The organism is Christiangramia sp. LLG6405-1 (assembly GCF_045055805.1).
Classification (GTDB): Bacteria; Bacteroidota; Bacteroidia; order Flavobacteriales; family Flavobacteriaceae; genus Christiangramia.
This window is the reverse complement of sequence record NZ_CP159330.1, coordinates 1,381,813-1,406,151: the sequence shown is the minus strand read 5'-3', so window position 1 is coordinate 1,406,151 and position 24,339 is coordinate 1,381,813. Positions and strand designations below refer to the sequence as shown.

The window sequence follows — 24,339 nt, the reverse complement described above, 5'->3', positions numbered from 1 at the left end:
TAACTTGTCAGACAAAACACCCATGAGTCAACCACTAGCAGAAAGATTGCGCCCTAAAACTCTTGATGATTACCTGAGTCAGCATCACTTAATTGGTAAGAATGGTGCTATGCGACAGCAAATAAAACAAGGAATTATTCCTTCCATGATCTTATGGGGACCTCCTGGTGTAGGCAAAACCACACTGGCAAATATCATAGCTTCGGAATCCGGCCGACCATTCTTCACCCTAAGCGCAATTAGTAGTGGAGTAAAAGATGTACGTGAGATTATTGAAAAAGCCAAGAAAAGTGATGGTTTGTTCACTACTAAAAGTCCGATTCTTTTTATTGATGAGATCCATCGATTCAGTAAATCTCAACAGGACTCTCTACTTGGAGCTGTAGAGAAAGGATGGGTTACTTTAATTGGTGCTACCACAGAAAATCCAAGTTTTGAGGTCATATCTGCCCTTTTGTCCAGATGTCAGGTTTATATTCTGAAACCGTTCTCAAAAGAAGACCTGGTAGATCTCTTGAAGAGGGCTATGGAACAGGACAAGGTAATTTCGGCTAAAAATGTACAGCTAGAAGAAACTGAAGCTTTATTGAGATTAAGTGGTGGAGACGCCAGGAAACTTCTGAATATCTTTGAGTTACTAGTCACTTCAGAAGAAGTAAATGTAAAGATCACTAATGATCTTGTGCTTCAGAAGGTTCAGCAAAATACCGTTCTCTATGATAAAACGGGGGAACAGCATTACGATATTATTTCTGCATTTATCAAATCTATTAGAGGGAGTGATCCAAATGCTGCAGTTTACTGGCTGGCAAGAATGATCGAAGGAGGTGAAGACGTGAAGTTTATTGCACGAAGGTTATTGATCCTGGCGAGCGAAGACATTGGGAACGCAAATCCAACCGCCCTGGTCATAGCTAATAATTCATTCCAGGCGGTGAATACAATTGGATATCCGGAAGCAAGAATCATACTTAGTCAGTGCGTGACCTACCTGGCAACTTCACCTAAGAGCAACGCAGCCTACATGGCTATTAATAAAGCTCAAAGTTTGGTAAAGAAAACTGGTGATCTGTCGGTTCCTCTGGCGATCAGGAATGCGCCCACTAAATTAATGAAAGATATAGGTTACGGAAAAGATTATAAATATGCCCATAATCACGCAGGTAATTTCGTTGCAGCAGAGTTTCTTCCAGATGATATCGCTGGCACTACCTTCTATGAACCCGGAAACAATCAACGTGAAAATGCTCAACGTGAATTTCTTCGGAAGCGCTGGCAAAAAAAGTATGGTTATTAATTATACGATTTTAGTAATAGTGATTCCTGCTGATTAGTCTTACTGTCGAAGTAGCTAATTTCTAATTCTAAATTCTTGCGATAAGATACGGTTCCACTATTCAGGAGCGATCTATATACGAATTCGTTGGGTTTATTAGTCTTCAATAATAGCGCTATAGGTTCAGGAGCATTCAGCTGGTATAAGGCATAGTTAGAATTGTAGGCTCTTAATTCAAAAACAGCATCAACGTAGACCCATCGACTATTTTCCAGAGAATTTAAATCTCCCTCAACTTCACTTCCTACTGACAGATCAATTTTTTCCTCAGCTACTACTTCATGCGCGACATCACTTTCAGATTCTGGAACAACCTCATCTTTTGCTTCAGAAGTTATATTACGTACCTCTTTCACAGAAGAAGTCTCACTTGACTCTTTGACCGATTCAGCAATACCTGAGTTAGATTTATACTCATATTGCAAATCAGCCAGTTCCTGAAAAGCATCTCGAAAAGATTCCTGGTAGGCAGCCTGAAAATCTTTCTCCTTACTCCTTCCCTCACGAGTTTTATAGACGGTCATTCCCTTACAGTCCTGAAGTTCTATATGCAATTTGGTTACAAATAAACCAGAATCTTCTACTAGAACCGGACTTAAGCCCAGACAAGGATTTTGCTGAAGATCTTCTGGCCAGGTTTCAGTTTTCATAATAGTTTGAAAACCATTCTTTTCAAATAGGAATTTTGTAAGGGCATTCAATTGGTACTGGTTCGTTTTGCCAAGAATGTCATAGCTTTCAGGGACAATTATATATTTATAATTATTCAGATCCTGGGAAAAGATGTTCCCATAAAAAATCATTGCTGCTAATATTATTAATTTTTTCATAAGTCTTTAAATACGTATTGTATGCCTAATTGCAAAGATGCACTATGCGCATTGGCAAGGTTGGTATAGCCAATGATATCATTTACTGCGATATAAGCATTAAAGTTTTTAAATCTACTGGAAGCCATTACCCCAAACTTTGTCCGCGAAAATTGATCCAAACCATAAGCCACTCTAAATCTGAAATAATCGTTTACTTTCCTGTCCCAGTAAGTAGTGACACCATAGGTAGGACCCTTAGGACGATTGACTCCGGAAACTATCATTCCGAATAAATTCATATAGCGCGGCTTCTTGCTAATCAAATAGTCACAAGGTAAGATCGACTTGCCAGTTCCAAATTGTATGGAAGCATTATATTTTAATGGACGCCAGGTATTATATTCGCTATAAGTTTTTACGTCTTTTAGATTCGCATCAAATTGCTCTTCTAAAACGTCCCAGTAAGGAATGGTCTCTTCATTATCCAATTCCGGAAACAGCGGTTCTAAACCACTTGAGTCATAAGATCCAAAATATCTGGAATTTTCAATATCCTTTTGGTGAAACATCAAACCGAGATCTCTTATAGAAGCATTTACAGAGAATTGTCCAGTCACTCTATAATGAAATCCAACATCTACTCCTACTCCCACATTCTGACCAAAGAAAGACCTACTAAGAAGTTCAGCAGCTGCCTGGTCAACGGTCATATCCTCTTCATCACGAAGACTTGCATAGCCAGAAGTATTTATTAAAATATTGAAATCATCAATTTCGTGATTATAAAAATTTTCTTCTCCAGGAGTACTATATGTTGTAAATGTTCCTTCGTTGTCCACACTTTCAACATTAAAGATTCCGGAGTACAGCTTAACGCGACCACCAACGGTGAGTTTAGAATCCATTTTGTAGTTGAAGCCTGCGTGGTATACAGTAAGCACCTCTCCTGTAAAGCTAACATCGTCGAATCGGAAGGGTCGCCCTATATAATCTGCATTACCTTCGAAAGCAAGTTTTGCAGGATCACTGGGGAAGTACGCAAAGATATCAGCTTCCTGATATGCACCTGCAGAAAAATAACCTCTATTACCCATTTTCCATCCAAAGGAAACGATCTCTATCTGCTCATTAATAGAAAAAAAATCTGTTGAAGTAAGATTCCTGATAGCGCTTTGAATTCTTGCATTGATATTACGCCCATCATCTTCAAAAATATCTTTAGCAGTAACACCTGTTGAACCTACAGCAAAATGAATTTGGGAAAACAACGGAATTCCAAAATGTCTTGTAAAATCGATCCTCGCCCCTGGATTCTGAAGCAATGCCTGTGGCAGGTCATCCACATTATAAAGCAAGGGTTTATTTTGCCCGGATACAGAGCTACAATAGAAGAAGATAAGCAGTACTATTGCTATTCTCATGTTAAAAAGTTAGTCTGAATAATCCTCTGGATGAAAATTTCAAATTCCCTTCAAGACTTTTAGAAGGCTCTAAAAGTTCCAATTCCACAGCAAGTTCTATAGAATTCTTAACCTGATTTATATTTGATTCCTGTACGATATGAAGCGTATCAATTATAGAGATCATCGTATCACTACCAGCCGGGATGATATAGTTCACATCAAATTCCTTCCTGTTTCGGTCGTTTAAAAAATTCAGCTCACTTCTTACAGCATAAGGAAAACTATTTTCATGCCGAAACCTGAATTCTGCATAGGTTAGACCATCCTGCATATAACTGTCATCAAGATATTCAAGCCTGACCGTATCTCTTATGATAGCCGTGAACTCTCCAGTGTCAGAATCGAAGAAGTCATCTTTGTTGAGATCGTAATAAATGATATCGACATCAATATCTGGCGTAATTTGAATATCCTCTGTCTGGCTAAGGTCTACATCTTTAAAACATGAGGTGAAGAGCGCCAGTAGAAACAGGCCTGCAATTGTTTTGGGAATGTGGATTTGTCTAGACACGGGAAAGCTTTCTTAGTCTACGAAAATACCTAATCTTTGTTATTATAGATAATCCCTTAGTTGTTTTAACTTTTGAATACGGGGATGTTCAGTACTGTAATTATCTTCACTGGAATCCAGATAGATAACCTTCATGCCGTATTGATGACCCCCACAAATATCTGCTTCGAAATTATCACCTATCATTACTGAAGTTTCGGGTTTACCAGTTCCCTTTCCGATGGCTTTTTCAAAGATGAGCGAATGCGGTTTCTTTATTCCTGCTTCTTCCGAAGTTGTCACCGTTCTGAAATATTCAAGGATGCCCGATTTCTCCATTTTTAAATGCTGAACCTCCTCAAAACCATTGGTGATAATATGTAAATTATAAGAGGCCGATAGATACCTTAGAATATCCACTGCACCATCCAGTAAGTGATTATTATTAGGAAGGTAATTTATATAATCCTCAGACATTTTTGAGATTAAAGTATCATTTACCTCAAACTTTAGGGCTTCAAAACTATCTTTCAACCTTCCGTACCTAAGATCCTCTTTGCTAACCAGATTGTTTCGATAAGATTTCCAGTACTGGTGGTTTATAGGCATATAGATCTTTAGAAATTCCTGAAGTTCTATTTCTAGCTTCTGATCTTCAAAAATTTCCTGAAATGCGAGTGATGAATTTTTATCAAAATCCCACAGCGTATGATCGAGATCAAAATATACGTCCCGGATATTAGTCAATTTCATGAATCTGGTTTAATACTGAAAAATAAGAATTGGAATCTGAATACTGCGAAAAATCATGATTAGAAAATACAGATCTTAAAGTCCCTTGAACTTCCTTTGTTTCCAATATGATCCTGCGAAGATCTTCATTTAATTTATTGCGGGTCATTTTAGCTACTACATTCGAATTGAACGCATACGGGTGAACCTTTAGAGGCGTGGTCACTTCCATATTAATGTCATAAAAAAGGTAAGAAGTGCAAGTACCCGCTCTAAAGCCAAGTTTATCCGGGTAACCCATAGAGTAATCATTATTGATCTCCAGCTCAATGAGGTTATTGTATTGATCCGGGAGCCTGAGATTGTACTGATGATTCATCGCATGTTCGACAGAACTATGCACTATATCCTCTAGTCTCAATTTCTCCTTTCGCAGATTTTTGATATCTTCCATTGCATAATAACCCATCAACAATCCAACTTTTGAGTAGTCTGCTACCGACTTGATAACTGCTCTGTGCGGAATCCTATTGTGGCTTATATTTCGATCATGCCTAGAAAAATCGCTTAATTGAAACATGAACAAAGTTTCGATCTTATCTTCTCTAATGATGCTAATAAGATCTTCAAAAGTATCATTGGGATCTGATTTGATCCGGATCCATACCTGCAATCTATCTATTACCTTCCCTATATTAAACTGCACTAGATCTGATAGCAGACCAACAAAGCTTCTTAGAAAACCTTTATTCTTAAAAATGAATGTGTTTTCTGAAGTAATAATGGTATTGTTATGATAAGCTCTTTTTTTGTGTTCTAACTGAGGGAAACGCTCCATCAGTATTTCCTGAAACTTATAAGCCCAGATATCCACAATTGGTTTATGCAAAAAGTTTTCCTGGAATGCAATGCTTTCAGATGCAGGGAATCTTCCAAATTCGTCTTTTACATGTGGTAAATATTCTTCATATCTGCTAAGCAGGTAGAAAGAAGCGGCGAATATGTCAAAGGGCAGATCACTGGATTCTGCCAGGGCAAAAAATCCAATCGTGTCATCCCATGGTTGCACCTTGATTTCTATTTCTGAAAAGCCCTGCTCCAAGAGAAGATCTACATTCTGTATAAAAAATTCGTTCCCCAACGCCTGTTTTCCGTAGCTTAATTTTGGGCCGTCATGAGCAATAAACTCTTCGATCTTGGAGGTAAAGTTGATGGGAATCCCCAGAATGTGTGTACATAAATGCTTGAATATGTAAACAATTCGTGGTGTAACTTTCTGGGTATAAATTAGAAGCATTTATTGAAGTCTTATAGAATTCCGTCGTCGGCAAAGCTAAAATATGACTTTTCAGTAACAATGATATGATCAAGAATTTTAATATCAAGGCTTTCCGCAGCAGTTTTAAGCTTTTGCGTTAGCTGCTTATCTGCTTCGCTAGGACGTAAATTTCCACTTGGATGGTTATGGGTCAAGATAAGAGATACCGCACCTATTTCTAAAGCCTTTCTCAAGCTTATTCGAACATCTACAAGAGTCCCGGTAATTCCTCCTTTGCTTATCTGAAATTTCTCCAGGATTTTATTGCTATTATTAAGATATAAGATCCAGAATTCTTCATGAGGTAATTCCCCTATGATTGGCTGCATTATTTCAAAAACTGAAGAACTTGAGGATATTTTACTTAATTCCAGAGTTTCCTCAAGCCGTCGTCTTCTACCTAATTCTAGCGCGGCGGTGATCACTACAGCCTTTGCGCTTCCGATTCCTTTGAACTGACAGAGTTGCCCAATGCTGAACTTTCCCAATTGATTGAGATTGTTTTCAGACTGAGCAAGAATTCTTTTCGATAGCTCGACAGCCGACTCGTTCTTACTACCAGAACCAATAAGAATTGCCAGTAATTCTGAATCGCTTAGAGCCAGACGCCCCTTTGACAAAAGCTTTTCCCTTGGACGATCATCTTCCGCCCATGTTTTTATACTTTTTGATGAATTTTCGCTCATACTCTAAAGTAGATCAATATGAGCTAATAGCAGCATTAGATAAGTTTTTTTAGAGATTCCATATCCAAACCGCCGTAATTACCACTGCTCATCATTAGCAATACAGAGTTATTAAAACCTAAGTTTTTCAGCTCAGCCTCAAAATTTTGAGGATTTGTATATATTTTCAAGCCTTGCTTTTGAAATGCTTGTTCAATCTGATCTTCAGAAACATCAGCTAGTTTTTTTATCGCAACCGCATCAGGAGAATAAAATACCAGTGCTTCATCTGCCTTTTCCAACGTATTTTTATATTCCTTCAAAAAGTCTGCATTTAAGCTGGAATAAGTATGTAACTCAAGGCAGGCAATCAATTTTCTGTTTGGATACTGCTCCTTAACTGCGGCAGTGGTAGCAGCAACCTTGGATGGACTATGTGCGAAATCCTTAAAAATAACTCCATTGGAGGTTTCGGCAACCTTTTCCAGTCTTTTCGACGCTCCTTTAAAGGTAGCTATAGCCTCGTAAAAGTCATCTTCATCAATACCCATATGCTGGCAAATCCATTTTGATCCCGCAAGATTATTCATATTGTGCTTACCAAATATCTCCAGCGGTAATTCACCTTCCGGGGCATCCAGTATCGTAGTATTATCTTCTGTGTGATAATCTGGCGTATGATATGCATGCTTTCTAATGGGATTTTCCGTAGTCTCTGCAAGTTCCTTTACCGTTTGATCTTCTTCGTTGTAAACCAGTATTCCGCCGTTAACGATAGAATTGATAAAGATTTTAAATTGCTCTACATAGTTCTCATACGTTGGGAATACATTGATATGATCCCATGCAATACCACTCAGCAAGGCGATATTTGGATGATAAAGATGAAATTTCGGGCGTCTATCGATGGCAGAACTTAAATATTCATCTCCTTCAATAACAATAAAATCATTCTCCAGGGTCAAATGAACAGGATTGTCCAGACCTTCTAGAGTTGCACCCACCATATAGTCAATATCCCTGTCATGATAATTCATCACATGTAGAATCATTGAAGTAATACTAGTTTTACCATGTGAGCCACCTATAACTACCCGGGTCTTATTCTTTGATTGTTCGAAAATAAATTCTGGATAACTATATATTTTAATACCCAACTCCTTCGCCTTCATTAACTCCGGATTATCTTCTCTTGCGTGCATTCCTAAGATTACAGCATCCAGGTTTGCGGTTATTCTACCGACATCCCATCCCATTTTCTGCGGAAGTATATTTTCCTTTTCGAGACGCGATCTGGAAGGTTCAAAGATAGCGTCATCACTGCCAGTAATATGATACCCTTTTCGCTGAAGTGCGATCGCAAGACTATGCATTGCACTACCACCGATGGCTATAAAATGTATGTTCATGGAAAAGATTTGTACAAATATAAATGTAATATGAGGGCTGAATATTACATTCTCTGAATTTTCTGCTTTTCGATGAGCGCTTTATCGAAGTTAGGTGCAATCTGCAGAGACTTCTTTATATAGTTCAAAGCGACATCCTGATTTTGATTTAATCTCTCTATCTGAGCCCATCTATAGTAAGCCCATGATGGATCTTTTATGTCTTTATAACCGTAGTTTTTAATATAACGTTGGATAAGACTTTGGCCATGATCCAGTTCGATCGAATAAATTGCCGAAACTTCAGCAAGTTCATAATTCAAATAGTTTCTGGTGATAAACTCCGGTTTTCTTCGTGAAAGTTTAATTGCCGCTTCGTATTTAGTCTCCGCAAGCTTTTGGTAGTCCAGGAATTTATAGATGTAAGCGTCTGCTAAAAGACCATCCAATTCATTAATTCGATGTAGTTCTGAAGCATAACTCTCAGCAATTGTCTGGCTTCCTCCTACAAATCCTGGAATCTGCATATAGAGTTCTACTAGCGCACGCCTTGATTCGGAGTGGTTTGGATCCAGCTCAGCAGCTTTTAATAGATATTTTTTAACATCTCCAATAAGCATAGCTGCTTGAAATTTTGATCCATAATAGGCTTTCATCCCCATTGCTCCGCCTAATTTGAAATTATAATTACTATCGTTAGGCTTCGCTTTTACAAGTTGCTCATACTTAGAGATCGCCATATCCCAATTTTTTCTGAAGCTATAGATATCACCTAATAATTCAATGGCTTCTAGTTCGGTTTCATGTTCAAGAAGCAGAGTTTCAGCAGCCTTATCATTGCCAGAGTTCAGTAACTTTTCTGCTGTGGAAATATCATTTTGTGAGTTCCCAATGGCGGTAAAAAGTCCGCAGATGAGTAAAAATATTTTATATTTTGTTAACATAAATTAAATTTTCTTAAATTTAAGATTTGTAATTGCCTGAATTGCAATATTTAGCATTATTTGAATCAAACGTTAAGATGTTTCTTAAAATAACTACACATATTAAAAATTATTTTAATATTTGTGCAACTTTATTTTAACCGAATATTTAAAAATTAACACCTAGCCTATGCAAAATTTTACTTTAAGGTTTAAAGGGAAAGTATTTTATCTCTTTGCCTTATCCTTAATTTTAGGAACAATGTCCTCTTACGGACAATGCGCTACACCAGATCAAGATCAAAATTACTGTTTTTTGCAGACAGTAAATGATCTAAGATTTAGTGACGGCACGAATTCAGCTATATACGAAACTGCTGATTCTGACAATGATACAGATCCCATAAATGGAAATGAACTACTTACCAATGGAGAAACTTATTTTATTGGTAGTACAACAGAAGACTGCACTAGAGTATCCGTTACGGTAAATGTAGCTGCAGCAGACACTCCTGACAATACACTTTTCCCTGGAAGAAACGATTTTACTCTTGCTCCGTGTATTTCTTCTAATTTCACAGTCGCAGACCTTGAAGGTCTCTTTATTACTGAGAACGGTTATACTTTAGAAGTTTATTTAGATGAGTCTGGAAGTAATGCTTTACCAGAAAATCAGGAACTTAGTCCTAATGAAAGTTACTTTGTAGGACAGGTAAGTTCTATAGAAGGTAATTGTCCTTCTACGAGGGCAGCAGTAGGTTACGATCCTACAGTAGCTCCAGCGCCAAATACAGAAAGTGCACAAAATTTATGTGAGGGTGCTACTGTAGCTGATCTAGTAGCCACTGGTACTGAGGGAAATACTCAAGCAATCAGATGGTATAGAAGCATGGCTTCTAATTCTCCTTTAGCAGACGATGTAGAATTAATAGATGGGGAAGATTATTTCGCCTCTCAAATTGTTAATGACAGAAACGATCCATTCCCTCCTTGCGAAACTCAAATGAGTGACAGAGCGAGAGTTATCGTTACTTTAGAAGATTTTGACGCCGGTGCCGATGTTACTGAAACGATTTGCCAGGACGATCTACAAACCAGATTAGGTAATGGTGAGTCTCCAACGGCTGTTTTTCTTAGTTTGGTTGATAACAGAAGCTTGCCATCAGAGGTTAGTTTTAATCCATCCATTGCTAGTTTAGCAAATGATTACAACAGCAACCCATTCCAGACATTCACAACTTTAGCAACATTTACAACAGAAGAAGGTTGCGAAGATGATGTAGAATTGAATTTGACTGTACTTGCTAATCCAGATGCTGGAGAAAATGGAACTGTTACTCTTAGCCCGTCTGACGATCCAATTAATTTAATTGATGTTCTTAATGGAACTCCAGATCTAGGTGGTACTTGGTCACCTGGTGATGGAACTTTTGATCCATCAACAGATACTGCTGGAGACTTCACTTATACTGTTGATAATGGAACATGTTCAGATTCGGCGACTGTTACAGTTATCGTAGAAGATTGTCAAGATGCAGCACCAAATAATTCTATCACTTTCTGTAATGATGAGATAGATGCAGCCGTAGATGATGTAGACGATATAGATGACATCTACTTCAGTTTGCTTCCAGAAGGAACGCCTACAGATGGAACTTTTACTCCTACAATCCAACAGTTACTGACAAGATACAGCCAAAACAACATTCAGGATTTCACAACTACCTACAGCTATTCTGAAGGGGAGTGTGATTACAGTGTAGATCTTACTATTACAATTACCGAAGCAGATCCAGCCAATGCAGGTAGCTTTGACAATATTGAAACAGTATGTTCTAACACTGATATAATTGATCTCGCTACCTTAACCAATAACGATCCAGCTGCAAATACAGAAGGAACATTTACAGGTACAGGTGTAACTAATAATATATTTGATCCGTCTACAGGAGCAGGAGATTATACAATCACCTATACTGTAGCTGATTCACAACCTTGCGTTACTGGTACTGAAACTGCTACTTTTACTATCTCTGTTGGAGAAAGTACTGCTAATGCAGGTGACAGCAACACCGATGCTAATATCGCTTGTGGTGGAATCTTTTCCAGCCCTGCTACTGAAGAGGAAGTTACAGACTACCTTACTAGCTTATTAAGTGCTGATGCTGATGCAAACGGAACTTTTTCCAATGTGGCAAGTATTACCAATAGCATCAATAACAATCTTGAAGGTCCATTCAATTCTACTTATACAGTAGGTGAAGGAACTTCATGTGAAGATTCAGCTAGCCTGGCTTTCACCATGGGAGAAGGCGCAATTGCTCTTCCTGATAATGCGATCACTTTCTGTAATGACGAAATTGATGAAGCTATCGATGATATCGACAGTATAGATGACATCTACTTCAGTTTGCTTCCAGAAGGAACGCCTACAGATGGAACTTTTACTCCTCCAATTTTAGACCTTCTAGGGCAGTACAACCTGAATCCAATTCAGGATTTCACAACTACCTACAGCTATTCTGAAGGAGAATGTGACTACAGTGCAGATCTTACTATTACAATTATCGAAGCAGATCCAGCCAATGCAGGTAGCTTTGACAATATTGAAACAGTATGTTCTAACACTGATGTAATTGATCTTGCTACCTTAACCAATAACGATCCAGCTGCAAATACAGAAGGAACATTTACAGGTACAGGAGTAACTAATAATACATTTGACCCTTCTACAGGTGCAGGAGATTATACAATCACCTACACTGTAGCTGATTCTCAACCTTGCGTTACTGGTACTGAAACTGCTACTTTTACTATCTCTGTTGGAGAAAGTTCTGCTAATGCAGGTGACAGCAACACCGATGCTAATATCGCTTGTGGTGGAATCTTTTCCAGCCCTGCTACTGAAGAGGAAGTTACAGACTACCTTACTAGCTTATTAAGTGCTGATGCTGATGCAAACGGAACTTTTTCCAATGTGGCAAGTATTACCAATAGCATCAATAACAATCTTGAAGGTCCATTCAATTCTACTTATACAGTAGGTGAAGGAACTTCATGTGAAGATTCAGCTAGCCTGGCTTTCACCATGGGAGAAGGCGCAATTGCTCTTCCTGATAATGCGATCACTTTCTGTAATGACGAAATTGATGAAGCTATCGATGATATCGACAGTATAGATGACATCTACTTCAGTTTGCTTCCAGAAGGAACGCCTACAGATGGAACTTTTACTCCTCCAATTTTAGACCTTCTAGGACAGTACAACCTGAATCCAATTCAGGATTTCACAACTACCTACAGTTATTCTGAAGGAGAATGTGATTACAGTGCAGATCTTACTATTACAATTATCGAAGCAGATCCAGCCAATGCAGGTAGCTTTGACAATATTGAAACAGTATGTTCTAACACTGATGTAATTGATCTTGCTACCTTAACCAATAACGATCCAGCTGCAAATACAGAAGGAACATTTACAGGTACAGGAGTAACTAATAATACATTTGACCCTTCTACAGGTGCAGGAGATTATACAATCACCTACACTGTAGCTGATTCTCAACCATGTGTTACTGGTACTGAAACTGCTACCTTTATTATCTCTGTTCAGGATTCCGAAGTTTCTACAGAAATTTCAAGAACACTTTGTGTTACTGAGGCTGCAGATTTCATTGGATCACAAGCGCAGAGTCTCGACTATTTACAAACTCTTATAGAGGAAGCTGGCGTTGAAGATTTTGATTCAGAAAACTATAATAGTGAAGCAGTAGTTGAAGCTGGTAATCTATCAGACTATATTGGTTCTCCAAGCGGTGAGACTGCAACGTTTACTTTTCAATATACTGATGCATTGGAAATAGGATGCGGTGATGGTACTATCTCCATTGATATCACTATCAACAACCTACAGGATGCTGAAGCAGGTGTAATTGAAGATCAATCTGTTTGTATCTCAGAAGGCATGATAGATCTTTCAGAGTTTTTGACTGTAAATTCATTTTCAGGAGGAACCTTTACCGGGGATAATGTTATAGATGGAATGTTTGATGCCTCAGTGGGCCCGAATGATGAAGGTTATCAAATTACATACACAGTTGATGATTCTTCTGATTGTGTAACACCTGGATCAATGGACACAGCTGATTTTACAATAACCGTGATTGAAGCTATTGATGCTGGAGCTGATAAAAGTGTTGAGCTTTGTAGAGCGTCTGTAGAGACATTCACGCTTACTCAAACGAGAAACTTCTACATTAATTTACTTGATGTAGATGTACCTACAAATGGAACGTTCGAACCTACTATTCAACAAATTATTGAAGATTTTAACAACAATGAAGATCAAACTGCATTCACCACGTCTTATACTGTTTCAAATGGAGGCTGTACTGATAATGTTGAACTAACAGCAGTCCTTGTTGACGAAATCCCTGCTGAAATAGGAACGATAGATAACCCTGCTCCAGTCTGTAGAAATGCTGAAGATGTAGATTTATTCTCGTATTTACCTGAGGGTGCAAACCTAAACGGAAGGTTTGAAGGATATGAAGACGGTACATTTAGTCCTACTATGATGGGTGAAGGTGATTTCGAAATTACATATACTCTTACTGAAGATTCACCATGTACAACTGGCGAAGCATCTGCAACCTTTACAATTACTGTCCAGGATGCTGCTTTTGCAGGAATGGATATGGACATCGCTGCTTGTCAAAATGATGGTGTACAGAATCTGTTTGATTTCTTATCAGTTGATGCTGATACAAATGGTGAATTCACGCTTGAAGATGGTACTGTTGTTACAGATGGAATGATGGATCCTTCAGCTTTTGATGCAGGAACTTACACTGTAACTTATACAGTAGCCGCAATTAATGATTGTGGAGATGATACTGCTGAATTTACAATTACAGTTCAGGAAGTAGGAGATGCTCCTGTAGTTGGTGATGCAACTTTCTGTGCGATCCTTGATCCAACAGGTGCAGATCTAACAGCAGGTAATGAAGATCTAACTTTCTATACTGATGCTAATCTTACAATGATGGTTGCTAATGATGCTCCTTTAACTGAAGGAACTTACTATGTAACTCAACTTGGAGATGCAGGTTGTGAATCTGCAGCTACAACGTTCGAAGTAAGCATTACAGATCCTGGAACTCCAACGATCGAAGATGCAAATCAAACTTTCTGCCAGTTCGACGATCCAACGATCGCAGACCTGAATGATGCAATAGACCAGACTTCAAATGTAACCTGGTATGCAAGTGCAGATAGTACTGATCCATTAAGTACTGGAACAGCACTTCAGGATGGAGTGACATATTTCGCTTCGCTATACGACCCGGCATCAGATTGTGATAGCTCACAAAGACTTGCTGTGAACGTTAGCCTGGAATGTGATTTCTTCATACCAGAAGGTATTTCACCAAACGGTGATCAATTAAACGATGATTTCGAGATTAGATATATCGAAGATTTCTATCCTAACTATACTATTGAGATCTACAACAGATGGGGTGACTCAGTTTACAAGGGGAATGCAAATACTCCAAACTGGGATGGCACCAGCAATCAAGGTTCATTCGGTGACGGTTTGTTACCAGTAGGAGTTTACTTCTATTACCTGGACTTCAAAGATGGTAGCACTGAGCCAAGAAGAGGAAAAGTATACTTAAGTAGATAATTAGGATAAACAAGAACAAGAGATGAAAAAAATAATCACAAAATATTTATTATTCGCAGGCATTATCCTTTTTTCTATAAAGGGTATGGCCCAGCAAGATCCACTCTTCACTCAGTACATGTACAACATGAGTGTAGTGAATCCTGCATATGCGACAGACGATCCAGGCATGTTAAACCTGGGTGCGATTTACAGAATGCAATGGACAGATGTTGATGGTGCACCGCGCACCCTCAACTTCTTTGCCCACACTCCGGTGAGTGAGCGCGTTGAACTTGGAATAACTGTAGTTCATGACGAAATTGGTGATGTTGAGAAAACAAATAACATTACTGCAGATTTCGCATACGTGATCCCAACTGGTGATAACACAAAGTTATCTTTCGGTGCAAAGGCAGGTCTAACGACATTCGACGCAAACCTTGCAGGCTTACGTGTAAATGATCCAGGTGACGCAGCATTCCAAAACATCAGCGAAGTATTTCCTGTATTTGGAGTTGGAGCTTTCTGGTTTGGTGACAAGCACTACTTAGGTGTTTCTGCACCTAACTTATTAACGGCAGATCATCTTGATGACAGCCAGTTACTCAGAGACAAAGGTTCAGAAGAGATCCATTACTACCTTACCGGTGGTTATGTGTTTGACATTACTGAAAACTTTAAACTAAAGCCTTCTACTATGGTTAGAGGGGTTGAAGGATCACCATTATCTGTTGACGTAAATGCGAATGCATTACTTTATGACAGATTTGAAGCAGGTCTTGGTTATAGATTCGATAAGTCTGTTACAGGCTTGGTAAACTTTCAGGTTACTCCGGGATTAAGAATTGGGTATGCATATGACTACCCGACTTATGACCTGAGCGACGATGGTTCTCATGAGATCATGCTATTGTTTGATCTGGACCTATTCGGACTTAAGAAAGGATATGACAAATCACCAAGATTCTTCTAAAACCAGCCTAAGATGAAAAATATATATTGTACACTTTTAATTTTATTCGTGAGCATTACAGCTTTCGGTCAAAAGTCTGACATTAGGGACGGAAACAAGTTTTTCGCCAATGCAGCTTATATCGATGCAGCTGATGCTTATGAAAATGTGAATGAGAAATCTCAGGAGATTCTTCAGAATCTTGGAGACTCTTACTTCTATACTAACCAGATGCAGAATGCAGCTGAAGTATATGAGATGTTATTTTTAAGACATTCCGGTGCTGTTGCACCGGAGTATCAATTCCGTTATGCTCACGCATTGATGGCTCAGGGTAATTATGTAAAAGCCGATGAGCTAATGAATGAGTTATCTGGAAATGACTGGAATCATGAAGAATTCAAGAATACTCTTGACACTGTAGTTCCTCATAAATTCAAATACGATCAGATCATGAACAACGCTTCATCATCAGATTTCGGAATTGGATTCTATGGTGACCGAGTGGCTTTTGCCTCTACAAGAAACCAGGAACGTCCTATCTATCCTTGGAATAAAATGCCTGCATTAGATCTTTACAGCGCGCAAATGGATGATGATGGTGAGATGAAAGACATAGTTCTTTTTTCAGATATTATTAATACGGATGAGCATGAGAGTTCAGCAACATTCAGCCAGGATGGAAACACTATCTATTTTGACAGAACGAATGAAGATCGTGTGAAAAATGAGAATGATGTTCGTGTAGCTCACATTAGCATTTACCGTGCTGAAATGGTAGATGGTGAGTGGACCAATGTTGAAAAACTTCCTTTTAGTAGTGAAGATTATTCAGTAGAACACCCAAGCCTAAGCTCAGATGGAACGAAGTTATACTTTGCCAGCGACATGCCTGGTGGAAGTGGATCTTTCGACATCTACATGGTAGACATCAATGAAGATGGAACCTTCGGAACTCCTCAAAATCTAGGAGCTGGAGTTAACACTGCCAATAGAGAGCAATTCCCTTTCATTAGCGAAAATGATGTATTATACTTCACTTCAGATGGACACCAGGGATTTGGTAACCTTGATATCTACAGAACTGAAGGTGACTTCAGTGAAGTAGAAAACCTTGGATCTTCTATAAATAGTGGTAACGATGATTTCGCATATGTTGTGAAAGAGAGTGATGAAACTGGATACTTTGCTTCAAATAGAAGAGGAACAGATAATCTATATCAATTCACACGTGAAGAGAATGAGATCGTTGAAGCTCCTACTGAAGTTGACCCAACAAGTGGTCAGGATCTTATCCCGATCGATGGTAGCAAAATCTACTTCGATTTTGACAAAGCAACGATCAAGAAAGAGTCTGAAGTTGTTCTGGATTCAGTAGTAACTTACATGAATGATTATCCAAATATCAAAGTGAAAGTTGAGTCTCATGCAGATGCAAGAGGTTCTGATAGCTATAACATGGCGTTATCTAAGAGAAGAGCAGCTTCTACAGTCGACTACCTTGTTAAGAAAGGAATTGACAGAAGCAGACTAACATCTGAAGGTTATGGTGAAACTCGTCCAGTAAATGACTGTACTCAACCAACCGGATGTACTAACGCAGAATATGCTAAGAACAGAAGAAGTGCATTTGTAGTATCAAACAGAAATTCTGAAAGTCAGTCGATGACAGAAAATGATTCTGAAGATTCTATGGATGATGATATGATTGAAGACAACGAGAACTAGGTTCAACCTTGTACTAACTAACCAATCAAAATGGAAAGCCCCTTGCAATTGCATGGGGCTTTTTTGTTTAAATGATTTAAGCTGACTATTTCTTAGGCGGATATCCTTCCAAAGCTTTCTCAACTAATTTATCAAAAGTCTTTTGACGTTTTTCTGGATCAGCATTTGCATCAAAACTACTTTCTACTACTGCCTGCCAGACCAATGTATCTTTGTCAATATCTACAAAATCGAATGTTAGCTCCATATAGGTATCCATTTTACCAATAGGAATACCTCCGCTCACTCCAACTCCCACGTTACCTCCACCTCCACCAAGGCCAAGACCAACTCTGCTACGATTATCTCTTTCGTACTCCTGTGTAGAGACATTTACCTGAAGACCGGCTGTCTGAGATCTACTGAAGCCTTTTTCCTGCATCTTAGAATTTAACGCATTCATTAGCCTCCCCTGATCAAGTTGATTGAGCCCTGTTTGTAAATCTGAATAAATTGAATAAGAATTGTATTGATCGAACTGAACCGTTTGATCGTAATCGTAGACTGCCTGTGGTGTATTACAGGCAGTCATAAATAATAATAAAGTAGATATTTTAAGAATCTTCATAACCGGTTTTTTCTAAAATTAGCCAAAACCAGCCGGAGCAAACACTTGTTTAACAGGAATTAAACAAGCTTAATTAAGCATTTGCCATAATTTATCTTTGAGCTCTTGCAGTCCTTTTTGAGCTACTGAAGAAATAAACAGATATGGAAAATCAAGTTCTTTATCGAGTTGTGATTTCATTTCTGCCTTAAGCTCCTCATCTAAAAGATCACTTTTAGAAATTGCGATCAACCTGTCCTTATCCATTAATTCAGGATTGTATCGCCTAAGCTCATCAACAAGAATATCGTACTGCTCTTTAATATCCTTCGCATCTGAAGGAATTAAGAAAAGTAGCGTTGAGTTCCGCTCGATATGTCTTAAGAATCGATGTCCAAGACCTCTACCTTCGGCTGCTCCTTCAATGATCCCAGGAATATCTGCAACCACGAAAGTTTGAAAATCACGATACTGAACAATCCCTAGATTTGGCTTTAGAGTGGTAAATTCATAATTGGCAATCTTTGGTTTTGCAGCAGTAATTACTGAAAGTAAAGTAGATTTTCCAGCATTAGGGAAACCTACCAGACCAACATCTGCAAGAACTTTTAGTTCCAGAGTAATATCCACCTGCTGCCCATCAATACCTGGTTGAGCATATCGTGGAGTCTGATTGGTCGAACTTTTAAAATGCCAGTTTCCCAGTCCTCCTTTACCACCTTCAGCAATTATAAATTCCTGACCATCTTCAGTAATTTCCTTGATAATCTCGTTAGTTTCAGTATCCCTGATCACAGTACCTAATGGCACATGGATGTATTCATCTGTACCCTGAGCACCAGAACTTCTCTGTTTACTCCCATTACCGCCATGCTCAGCTTTTACGTGCCGCTTAAATTTAAGGTGGAATAATGTCCATAGGTTTTCATTCCCTTTTACGATTACGTGGCCACCACGACCACCATCACCACCATCGGGACCTCCTTTGGTTATATATTTCTCCCTATGCAGGTGCGCAGAACCCTTCCCTCCTTTTCCGGAGAAAACATGGATCTTTACGTAATCAACAAAATTCCCTTCAGTCATATCTTATTTCATTAATTCATCGATCACAGAACTCAGTCGAGTAGTGATCTCTTCTATACTACCTTCACCATTCACTCCATAATACTTATTTTGTTTCTGGTAGAAATTCTTTAAAATGGCAGTTTCAGCATAATAAACCTTGATACGATTGCGAATAACACGCTCATCAGCATCATCTGGTCTACCTGAAGTTTTACCTCTTTCCAGCAATCTTTCAACAAGAATCTCATCTTCTACTTCCAGAGCGATCATGGCATTTACTTCAGTTCCTTTCGCTTCCAAAGATTCGCTTAGTGCTTCAGCCTGAGCTTCAGTTCTTGGAAATCCATCAAAAATAAATCCGTTAGCACCTTCATTTTTTTCAACTTCGGCATTCAGCATATTGATGGTAACCTCATCTGGAACCAGTTGTCCCTTATCAATAAACGATTTTGCGCTGAGCCCAAGTTCAGTTTGATTCTTGATATTATACCTGAATACATCTCCCGTAGAAATATGTATAAGATCGTACTTTTCCTTTAAAATGGTTGCCTGAGTTCCCTTGCCTGCACCCGGAGGGCCAAACAGCACTAGATTTGTCATTTTGCTTTCTTTGCGTTTATATACTTGAGTTAGGTTCCTGCCCAGACCGTCATAGTCAAGACCGTAACCAACAATAAATTTATTAGGTATCTCCATCCCGATAATCTGTACCGGAACATCTTTTTTGTAAGCTGAAGGTTTAAAGAAAAGTGTTGCCACCTGGTAATTAGCTACACCTGCCTCAGTTAAAATTCTATCAACCTCAACGAGCGTATTACCGGTATCCACGATATCTTCCAGAAGAACAACTTCCCTACCTGCAAGTTCCTGTCCCAAACCTAATAAGGTTTTGACTTCTCCGGTAGTTTTAGTGCCTTCATAAGATCCCATTTTTACGAAACTAATCTCGCAGTCACTCTCAAATCGTTTGATCACTTCGGAAGCGAACATAAAAGAGCCATTCAGGATCCCGATAAAAACAGGTTTTCTCCCTGCATATTCGTCATTCAATCGTTTAGCAATAGTATCGATGGCTTTCGTAATTTCATCCTCAGAGATAAAAGGTTCGAATTCCAGATCGTGTAGCTTTATCAAAATTCAGCAATTTTAAGTGGCAAAGATAAGGAATCTATACAAGCCCGCCTTCCCGAATTCTTGCTGAATAAATATGGCAGGAATCAGGAATAACTTATTTTTGCGAAAAGCCGAATTAACTTATGGTAAATTATTTCTCATCAGACTTTAAACTGGGAATTCTAGGTGGTGGCCAGCTTGGCAAAATGATGCTTTATGAGACCCGAAAGTACGATATCCAGACACTTGTGCTGGATCCAAGTTCAGAGGCTCCTTCAAGAATTTCCTGCGACTATTTTGAACAGGGAGATCTAATGGATTATGAAACTGTTCTTCAATTTGGTAGAAAAGCAGATGTATTAACTTTTGAAATTGAAAGTATTAATATAGAAGCTTTAAGACAACTGGAAAGCGAAGGCGTTAAAACATATCCTTCCGCAGCAACCCTGGAGAAAATTCAGAATAAGGCGGTACAAAAAGAATTTTACGAAAAACACAATTTACCAACTGCAGCTTTCAAAAGATTTCCAAATCTGGAACTTTTAAAATCAGACGTCAACGAGCAGAAAGTAAGTTTACCTTTCGTCTGGAAAAGTGCTACCGGTGGTTATGATGGAAAAGGAGTATCGGTTATTAGAACGGAAGCTGATCTCGCCAATCTTCCCGATGCAGAATGTATTGCTGAAAACCTGGTGCCTTTCAAAAATGAACTGGCGGTTATCGTGGCACGGAATCCTTCAGGTGAAGTTCGCACTTATCCTGTTGTGGAAATGGAATTTCATCCCACGGCAAACCAGGTAGAATATGTCATCTGTCCAGCGCGTATCGATAATAATGTAGCTGAAAAGGCAAGGAAATTAGCTGAAAATGTTTCCGAAGCATTTGAACATGTAGGATTACTCGCGGTTGAAATGTTTCAAACTGAAGACGATGAAATTTTGATCAATGAAGTGGCTCCAAGACCTCATAATAGTGGTCATTATAGTATTGAAGCTTCCTACACCAACCAGTTCGAACAGCAAATTAGAGCTATTCTGGACCTGCCTTTGGGTAAAACCGATAGTAAACTTGGCGGGATCATGGTTAATCTGGTAGGTGATGAAAATCATGAAGGCGAGGTTCAATATAAAAACATCGAAAAGATTATGGGTATGGAAGGAGTTACTCCACATATCTATGGTAAAAAAATTACCAGACCTTTTCGTAAAATGGGTCATGTAACGATCGTAAATAAAGATCTTGGCGAAGCTCGAAAGATCGCTGAAAAAGTAAAGAATAGTATTCAAGTTATTAGCAAAAAATCATAAGATGGGAAAAGTAGCTGTGATCATGGGTAGTACCAGTGATATGCCTGTAATGCAGGAAGCAATCGACATACTGGAAGGATTTGACATACCGGTGGAAGTAGATATCGTTTCAGCTCATCGTACGCCAGATAAATTATTTGATTTTAGTAAAAATGCCCATGATAGAGATATCAAAGTTATTATCGCAGGTGCCGGTGGTGCAGCTCACCTTCCAGGGATGGTAGCATCCATGTCACCATTGCCAGTGATTGGAGTTCCAGTGAAATCAAGAAACTCCATAGATGGTTGGGATTCAGTATTGTCAATTCTACAAATGCCCGGTGGCGTACCTGTCGCGACAGTGGCTCTTGATGGCGCCAAGAACGCAGGTATCCTGGCTGCACAAATCATAGGTACGGCAGATAAATGCGTAATGGATAAAATCCTTGTTTACAAAGAAGGTCTTAAACAAAAGGTGATCGAAGGCGCGAAAAGCGTTCAGAAAAAAATATAAAAAAAGGGATCACCATGTGATCCCTAAGCAGTAAACCTTTAATCCGTTATTATTTATTAACCATTCTAAATTTTAACCAGAACTTGTTATACTACTGTATCGTTATAAGTTGATCTTTAATCGATTAAAAGGCTAAAATAGAAATTTTAATTAGATCTTTTGCAATAACGTTCATATAAATTTGCAAAAGCGTTAAACTTACATTCATGAGCTCTCAAAATATATTACTGGAAGATTTTAATCAAGCTCCTTTTTCAAGCATAAAAACTTCAGATTACAAACCTGCCATTATAAAGGCTATAGAACTTGCCCAAAAAGATATTGAAGTTATAACGTCCAGTAAGGAAAATCCAAGCTTCGAAAATACTATCGAAGCATTAGAGTTTTCTGGAAAGAAACTTGATCGCGTTACCAGTATTTTCTTCAATATAAATTCTGCGGAAACCAATGAAGAAATTCAGAAGATCGCTCAGGATGTTTCTCCTTTACTTTCAGAATTCAAGAATGATGTTATTCTGAATAATGCGCTTTTCGAAAGAGTTAAAAAGGTTTATGATCAAAAAGAATCACTGGACCTCAACAAAGAGCAAACCACCTTACTTGACCAGAAATACAAAGCATTTACACGTAACGGCGCCAACCTGACTAGCGAAGATCAACAGGCTCTACGTGAGATCGACAAAAAACTATCTAAGCTAAAATTGCAGTTTGGTGAAAATGTTTTAGCTGAAACCAATAAATATGAGCTGTTTGTCACCGAAGAATCTCGTTTAGGTGGATTACCTGATAGTTTCATAGAAGAAGCCAGAAATATTGCAAAATCCAAGGATACCGAAGGCTGGATATTCAGTCTCGAATACCCAAGCTATATTCCATTCATGAAATATGCTGTTGACAGGGAGTTGCGAAAGGAACTTTCTCTCGCATTTGGATCGAGAGCTTTTAAAGGTGATGAACTGGATAACCAGCAAAATGTACTTGATATCGCAAAACTGCGATATGAAAGAGCAAAACTACTAGGTTTTGATTCCCATGCACACTTTGTTCTTGAAGAACGTATGGCTGAAACCCCGCAGAAAGTAGAGTCCTTTCTCGAGCAAATGCTGGAGAAAGCAAGACCTGCAGCAGAGCGAGAATTTAATCAATTAGAAAAGTTCGCTAAAGAGTTGGATCAGATCGACACCTTACAAAAATGGGATTCAGCTTATTATGCTGAAAAACTGAAACAAAAATTATTTGATCTGGATGACGAAAAGCTGAAACCATACTTCCAGTTAGAGAAAGTGATCGACGGTGTGTTTACCATCGCAGGGAAACTTTACGGACTCAAATTCGAACAAGTAACTGATGTTGATGTATATCACCAGGATGTTAGAACCTATAATGTTACCGATACTATAGGGAATGATATTGCTCTTTTCTATGCCGACTTTCATCCCCGCCCAGGAAAAAGAGATGGTGCATGGATGACGATTTACAAACAGCAGTCGATTGAAAATGGGCAGAATGAGAGACCCCATATATCTATAGTATGCAATTTCACTAAACCAACAGAGAAGCAACCTTCATTACTAACCTTCAATGAAGTAACAACTTTGTTCCATGAATTTGGTCATGCCTTACACGGTATGCTCGCAAATACAACTTACCCAAGTCTTTCTGGCGCCAATGTATACTGGGATTTTGTAGAACTACCAAGCCAGGTTCTTGAGAACTGGTGTTACGAGCAAGAGGCGTTGCAACTCTTTGCAAAACATTATAAAACCGGAGAAGCCATTCCTCAGGAATACATCACTAAGATCAAGGATTCGTCCAACTTTCTGGAAGGTATGGCAACCTTAAGACAGTTAAGCTTTGGAATGTTAGATCTTAGCTGGCACGCGCAGAACCCTTCGAATGTAAGTGATGTAAAGGCACATGAAACAGAAGCATTCGAACCTACCAAATTATTCCCGGATGTAGCCAGTAATTGTATGAGTACCGCATTTTCCCATATCTTCCAGGGTGGTTATTCTGCAGGATATTATTCTTACAAATGGGCAGAAGTACTGGATGCAGATGCATTTGAATATTTTACGGAAAACGGAATATTCAGCAAGGATGTCGCAGATAAATTTAAAGATAATATACTCTCGCAAGGTGGTACAGAACATCCAATGGAACTATATAAACGCTTCCGCGGAAAAGAACCAAAACCAGATGCTCTATTAAGAAGAGCTGGTTTAATCAGTAAATAAATAATTCTGAAAAGAATGGTAAAACCTGACTATAAAGCTACAGGATCACCATTCTTTTCA

At 38.7% G+C, this 24,339-nt stretch carries 18 protein-coding genes; 7 read left to right on the top strand and 11 right to left on the bottom strand.

The features are described 5' to 3' along the window. Nucleotides 1–22 precede the first annotated feature (22 nt). Nucleotides 23–1,297, top strand: coding sequence for a replication-associated recombination protein A (locus tag ABVM50_RS06420; protein ID WP_322301936.1), 1,275 nt, complete (start codon nt 23–25; stop codon nt 1,295–1,297). Here ABVM50_RS06420 and ABVM50_RS06415 read toward each other — a convergent pair. From ABVM50_RS06415 to ABVM50_RS06380, 8 genes are read right to left on the bottom strand one after another with little or no spacing between them, the layout of a single operon-like run. Further along, nucleotides 1,294–2,166, bottom strand: coding sequence for a hypothetical protein (locus ABVM50_RS06415; protein ID WP_405200468.1), 873 nt, complete (start codon nt 2,164–2,166; stop codon nt 1,294–1,296). The two genes, ABVM50_RS06420 and ABVM50_RS06415, sit on opposite strands and share 4 nt — an antisense overlap. Next, nucleotides 2,163–3,569, bottom strand: coding sequence for a DUF5723 family protein (locus ABVM50_RS06410; protein ID WP_405200467.1), 1,407 nt, complete (start codon nt 3,567–3,569; stop codon nt 2,163–2,165). The genes ABVM50_RS06415 and ABVM50_RS06410 overlap by 4 nt, the downstream gene beginning before the upstream one ends. A gap of 1 nt (nt 3,570) precedes the next feature. Next, nucleotides 3,571–4,122 carry a hypothetical protein gene (locus ABVM50_RS06405; RefSeq protein ID WP_405200466.1) on the bottom strand — a complete coding sequence of 184 codons (552 nt, stop codon included), beginning with the start codon at nt 4,120–4,122 and terminating at the stop codon, nt 3,571–3,573. 42 nt (nt 4,123–4,164) lie between these two features. Further along, nucleotides 4,165–4,854 carry a YjjG family noncanonical pyrimidine nucleotidase gene (locus tag ABVM50_RS06400; protein ID WP_405200465.1) on the bottom strand — a complete coding sequence of 230 codons (690 nt, stop codon included), beginning with the start codon at nt 4,852–4,854 and terminating at the stop codon, nt 4,165–4,167. Further along, a complete protein-coding gene (locus tag ABVM50_RS06395; RefSeq protein WP_405200464.1) occupies nt 4,841–6,130 on the bottom strand; it encodes a polysaccharide deacetylase family protein in 1,290 nt (429 codons plus the stop codon). Before ABVM50_RS06395 ends, ABVM50_RS06400 begins: the two co-directional genes overlap by 14 nt. Nucleotides 6,131–6,141: 11 nt before the next feature. Further along, nucleotides 6,142–6,837 carry a DNA repair protein RadC gene (radC, locus tag ABVM50_RS06390; protein WP_405200463.1) on the bottom strand — a complete coding sequence of 232 codons (696 nt, stop codon included), beginning with the start codon at nt 6,835–6,837 and terminating at the stop codon, nt 6,142–6,144. Nucleotides 6,838–6,872: 35 nt separating this feature from the next. Then, complete coding sequence (locus ABVM50_RS06385) at nt 6,873–8,225, bottom strand: UDP-N-acetylmuramate--L-alanine ligase (RefSeq protein ID WP_405200462.1); 1,353 nt, start codon at nt 8,223–8,225, stop codon at nt 6,873–6,875. Between the two features lie 44 nt (nt 8,226–8,269). Next, nucleotides 8,270–9,148, bottom strand: a complete 879-nt coding sequence (locus tag ABVM50_RS06380) for a tetratricopeptide repeat protein (RefSeq protein ID WP_405200461.1) — start codon at nt 9,146–9,148, stop codon at nt 8,270–8,272. Nucleotides 9,149–9,443: 295 nt separating this feature from the next. Here ABVM50_RS06380 and ABVM50_RS06375 point away from each other — a divergent pair, with 295 nt between their 5' ends. The 3 genes from ABVM50_RS06375 to ABVM50_RS06365 are packed head-to-tail and all read left to right on the top strand — an operon-like array spanning nt 9,444 to nt 17,475. Next, nucleotides 9,444–14,813 carry a gliding motility-associated C-terminal domain-containing protein gene (locus ABVM50_RS06375; RefSeq protein WP_405200460.1) on the top strand — a complete coding sequence of 1,790 codons (5,370 nt, stop codon included), beginning with the start codon at nt 9,444–9,446 and terminating at the stop codon, nt 14,811–14,813. 22 nt (nt 14,814–14,835) lie between these two features. Further along, nucleotides 14,836–15,768: a type IX secretion system membrane protein PorP/SprF gene (locus tag ABVM50_RS06370; RefSeq protein ID WP_405200459.1), complete on the top strand. Its 933-nt coding sequence runs from the start codon at nt 14,836–14,838 to the stop codon at nt 15,766–15,768. Between the two features lie 12 nt (nt 15,769–15,780). Next, entirely contained in the window at nt 15,781–17,475 is a 1,695-nt protein-coding gene (locus ABVM50_RS06365; RefSeq protein ID WP_405200458.1) for an OmpA family protein, read from the top strand. Nucleotides 17,476–17,560: 85 nt separating this feature from the next. Here the strand turns inward: ABVM50_RS06365 and ABVM50_RS06360 are convergent, their stop codons facing one another. The 3 genes from ABVM50_RS06360 to ABVM50_RS06350 form a co-directional block, all read right to left on the bottom strand. Continuing rightward, a complete protein-coding gene (locus ABVM50_RS06360; RefSeq protein ID WP_405200457.1) occupies nt 17,561–18,082 on the bottom strand; it encodes a DUF4136 domain-containing protein in 522 nt (173 codons plus the stop codon). A gap of 69 nt (nt 18,083–18,151) precedes the next feature. Next, nucleotides 18,152–19,147 carry a GTPase ObgE gene (gene obgE / locus ABVM50_RS06355; protein WP_405200456.1) on the bottom strand — a complete coding sequence of 332 codons (996 nt, stop codon included), beginning with the start codon at nt 19,145–19,147 and terminating at the stop codon, nt 18,152–18,154. A gap of 3 nt (nt 19,148–19,150) precedes the next feature. Beyond that, nucleotides 19,151–20,263 (bottom strand): adenylate kinase, encoded by a 1,113-nt coding sequence (locus ABVM50_RS06350; RefSeq protein WP_405200455.1) that lies wholly within the window; start codon nt 20,261–20,263, stop codon nt 19,151–19,153. A gap of 122 nt (nt 20,264–20,385) precedes the next feature. Between ABVM50_RS06350 and ABVM50_RS06345 the strand changes: the two genes are divergently transcribed. The 3 genes from ABVM50_RS06345 (at nt 20,386) to ABVM50_RS06335 (ending at nt 24,279) form a co-directional block, all read left to right on the top strand. Continuing rightward, on the top strand, nt 20,386–21,549 hold the full coding sequence (locus tag ABVM50_RS06345) for a 5-(carboxyamino)imidazole ribonucleotide synthase (protein WP_405200454.1): 1,164 nt from the start codon (nt 20,386–20,388) through the stop codon (nt 21,547–21,549). A gap of 1 nt (nt 21,550) precedes the next feature. Continuing rightward, a complete protein-coding gene (purE, locus tag ABVM50_RS06340) occupies nt 21,551–22,042 on the top strand; it encodes a 5-(carboxyamino)imidazole ribonucleotide mutase (protein WP_405200453.1) in 492 nt (163 codons plus the stop codon). A 206-nt stretch (nt 22,043–22,248) separates the two neighbouring features. After that, complete coding sequence (locus ABVM50_RS06335) at nt 22,249–24,279, top strand: M3 family metallopeptidase (protein ID WP_405200452.1); 2,031 nt, start codon at nt 22,249–22,251, stop codon at nt 24,277–24,279. The last annotated feature ends 60 nt before the right edge of the window (nt 24,280–24,339 follow it).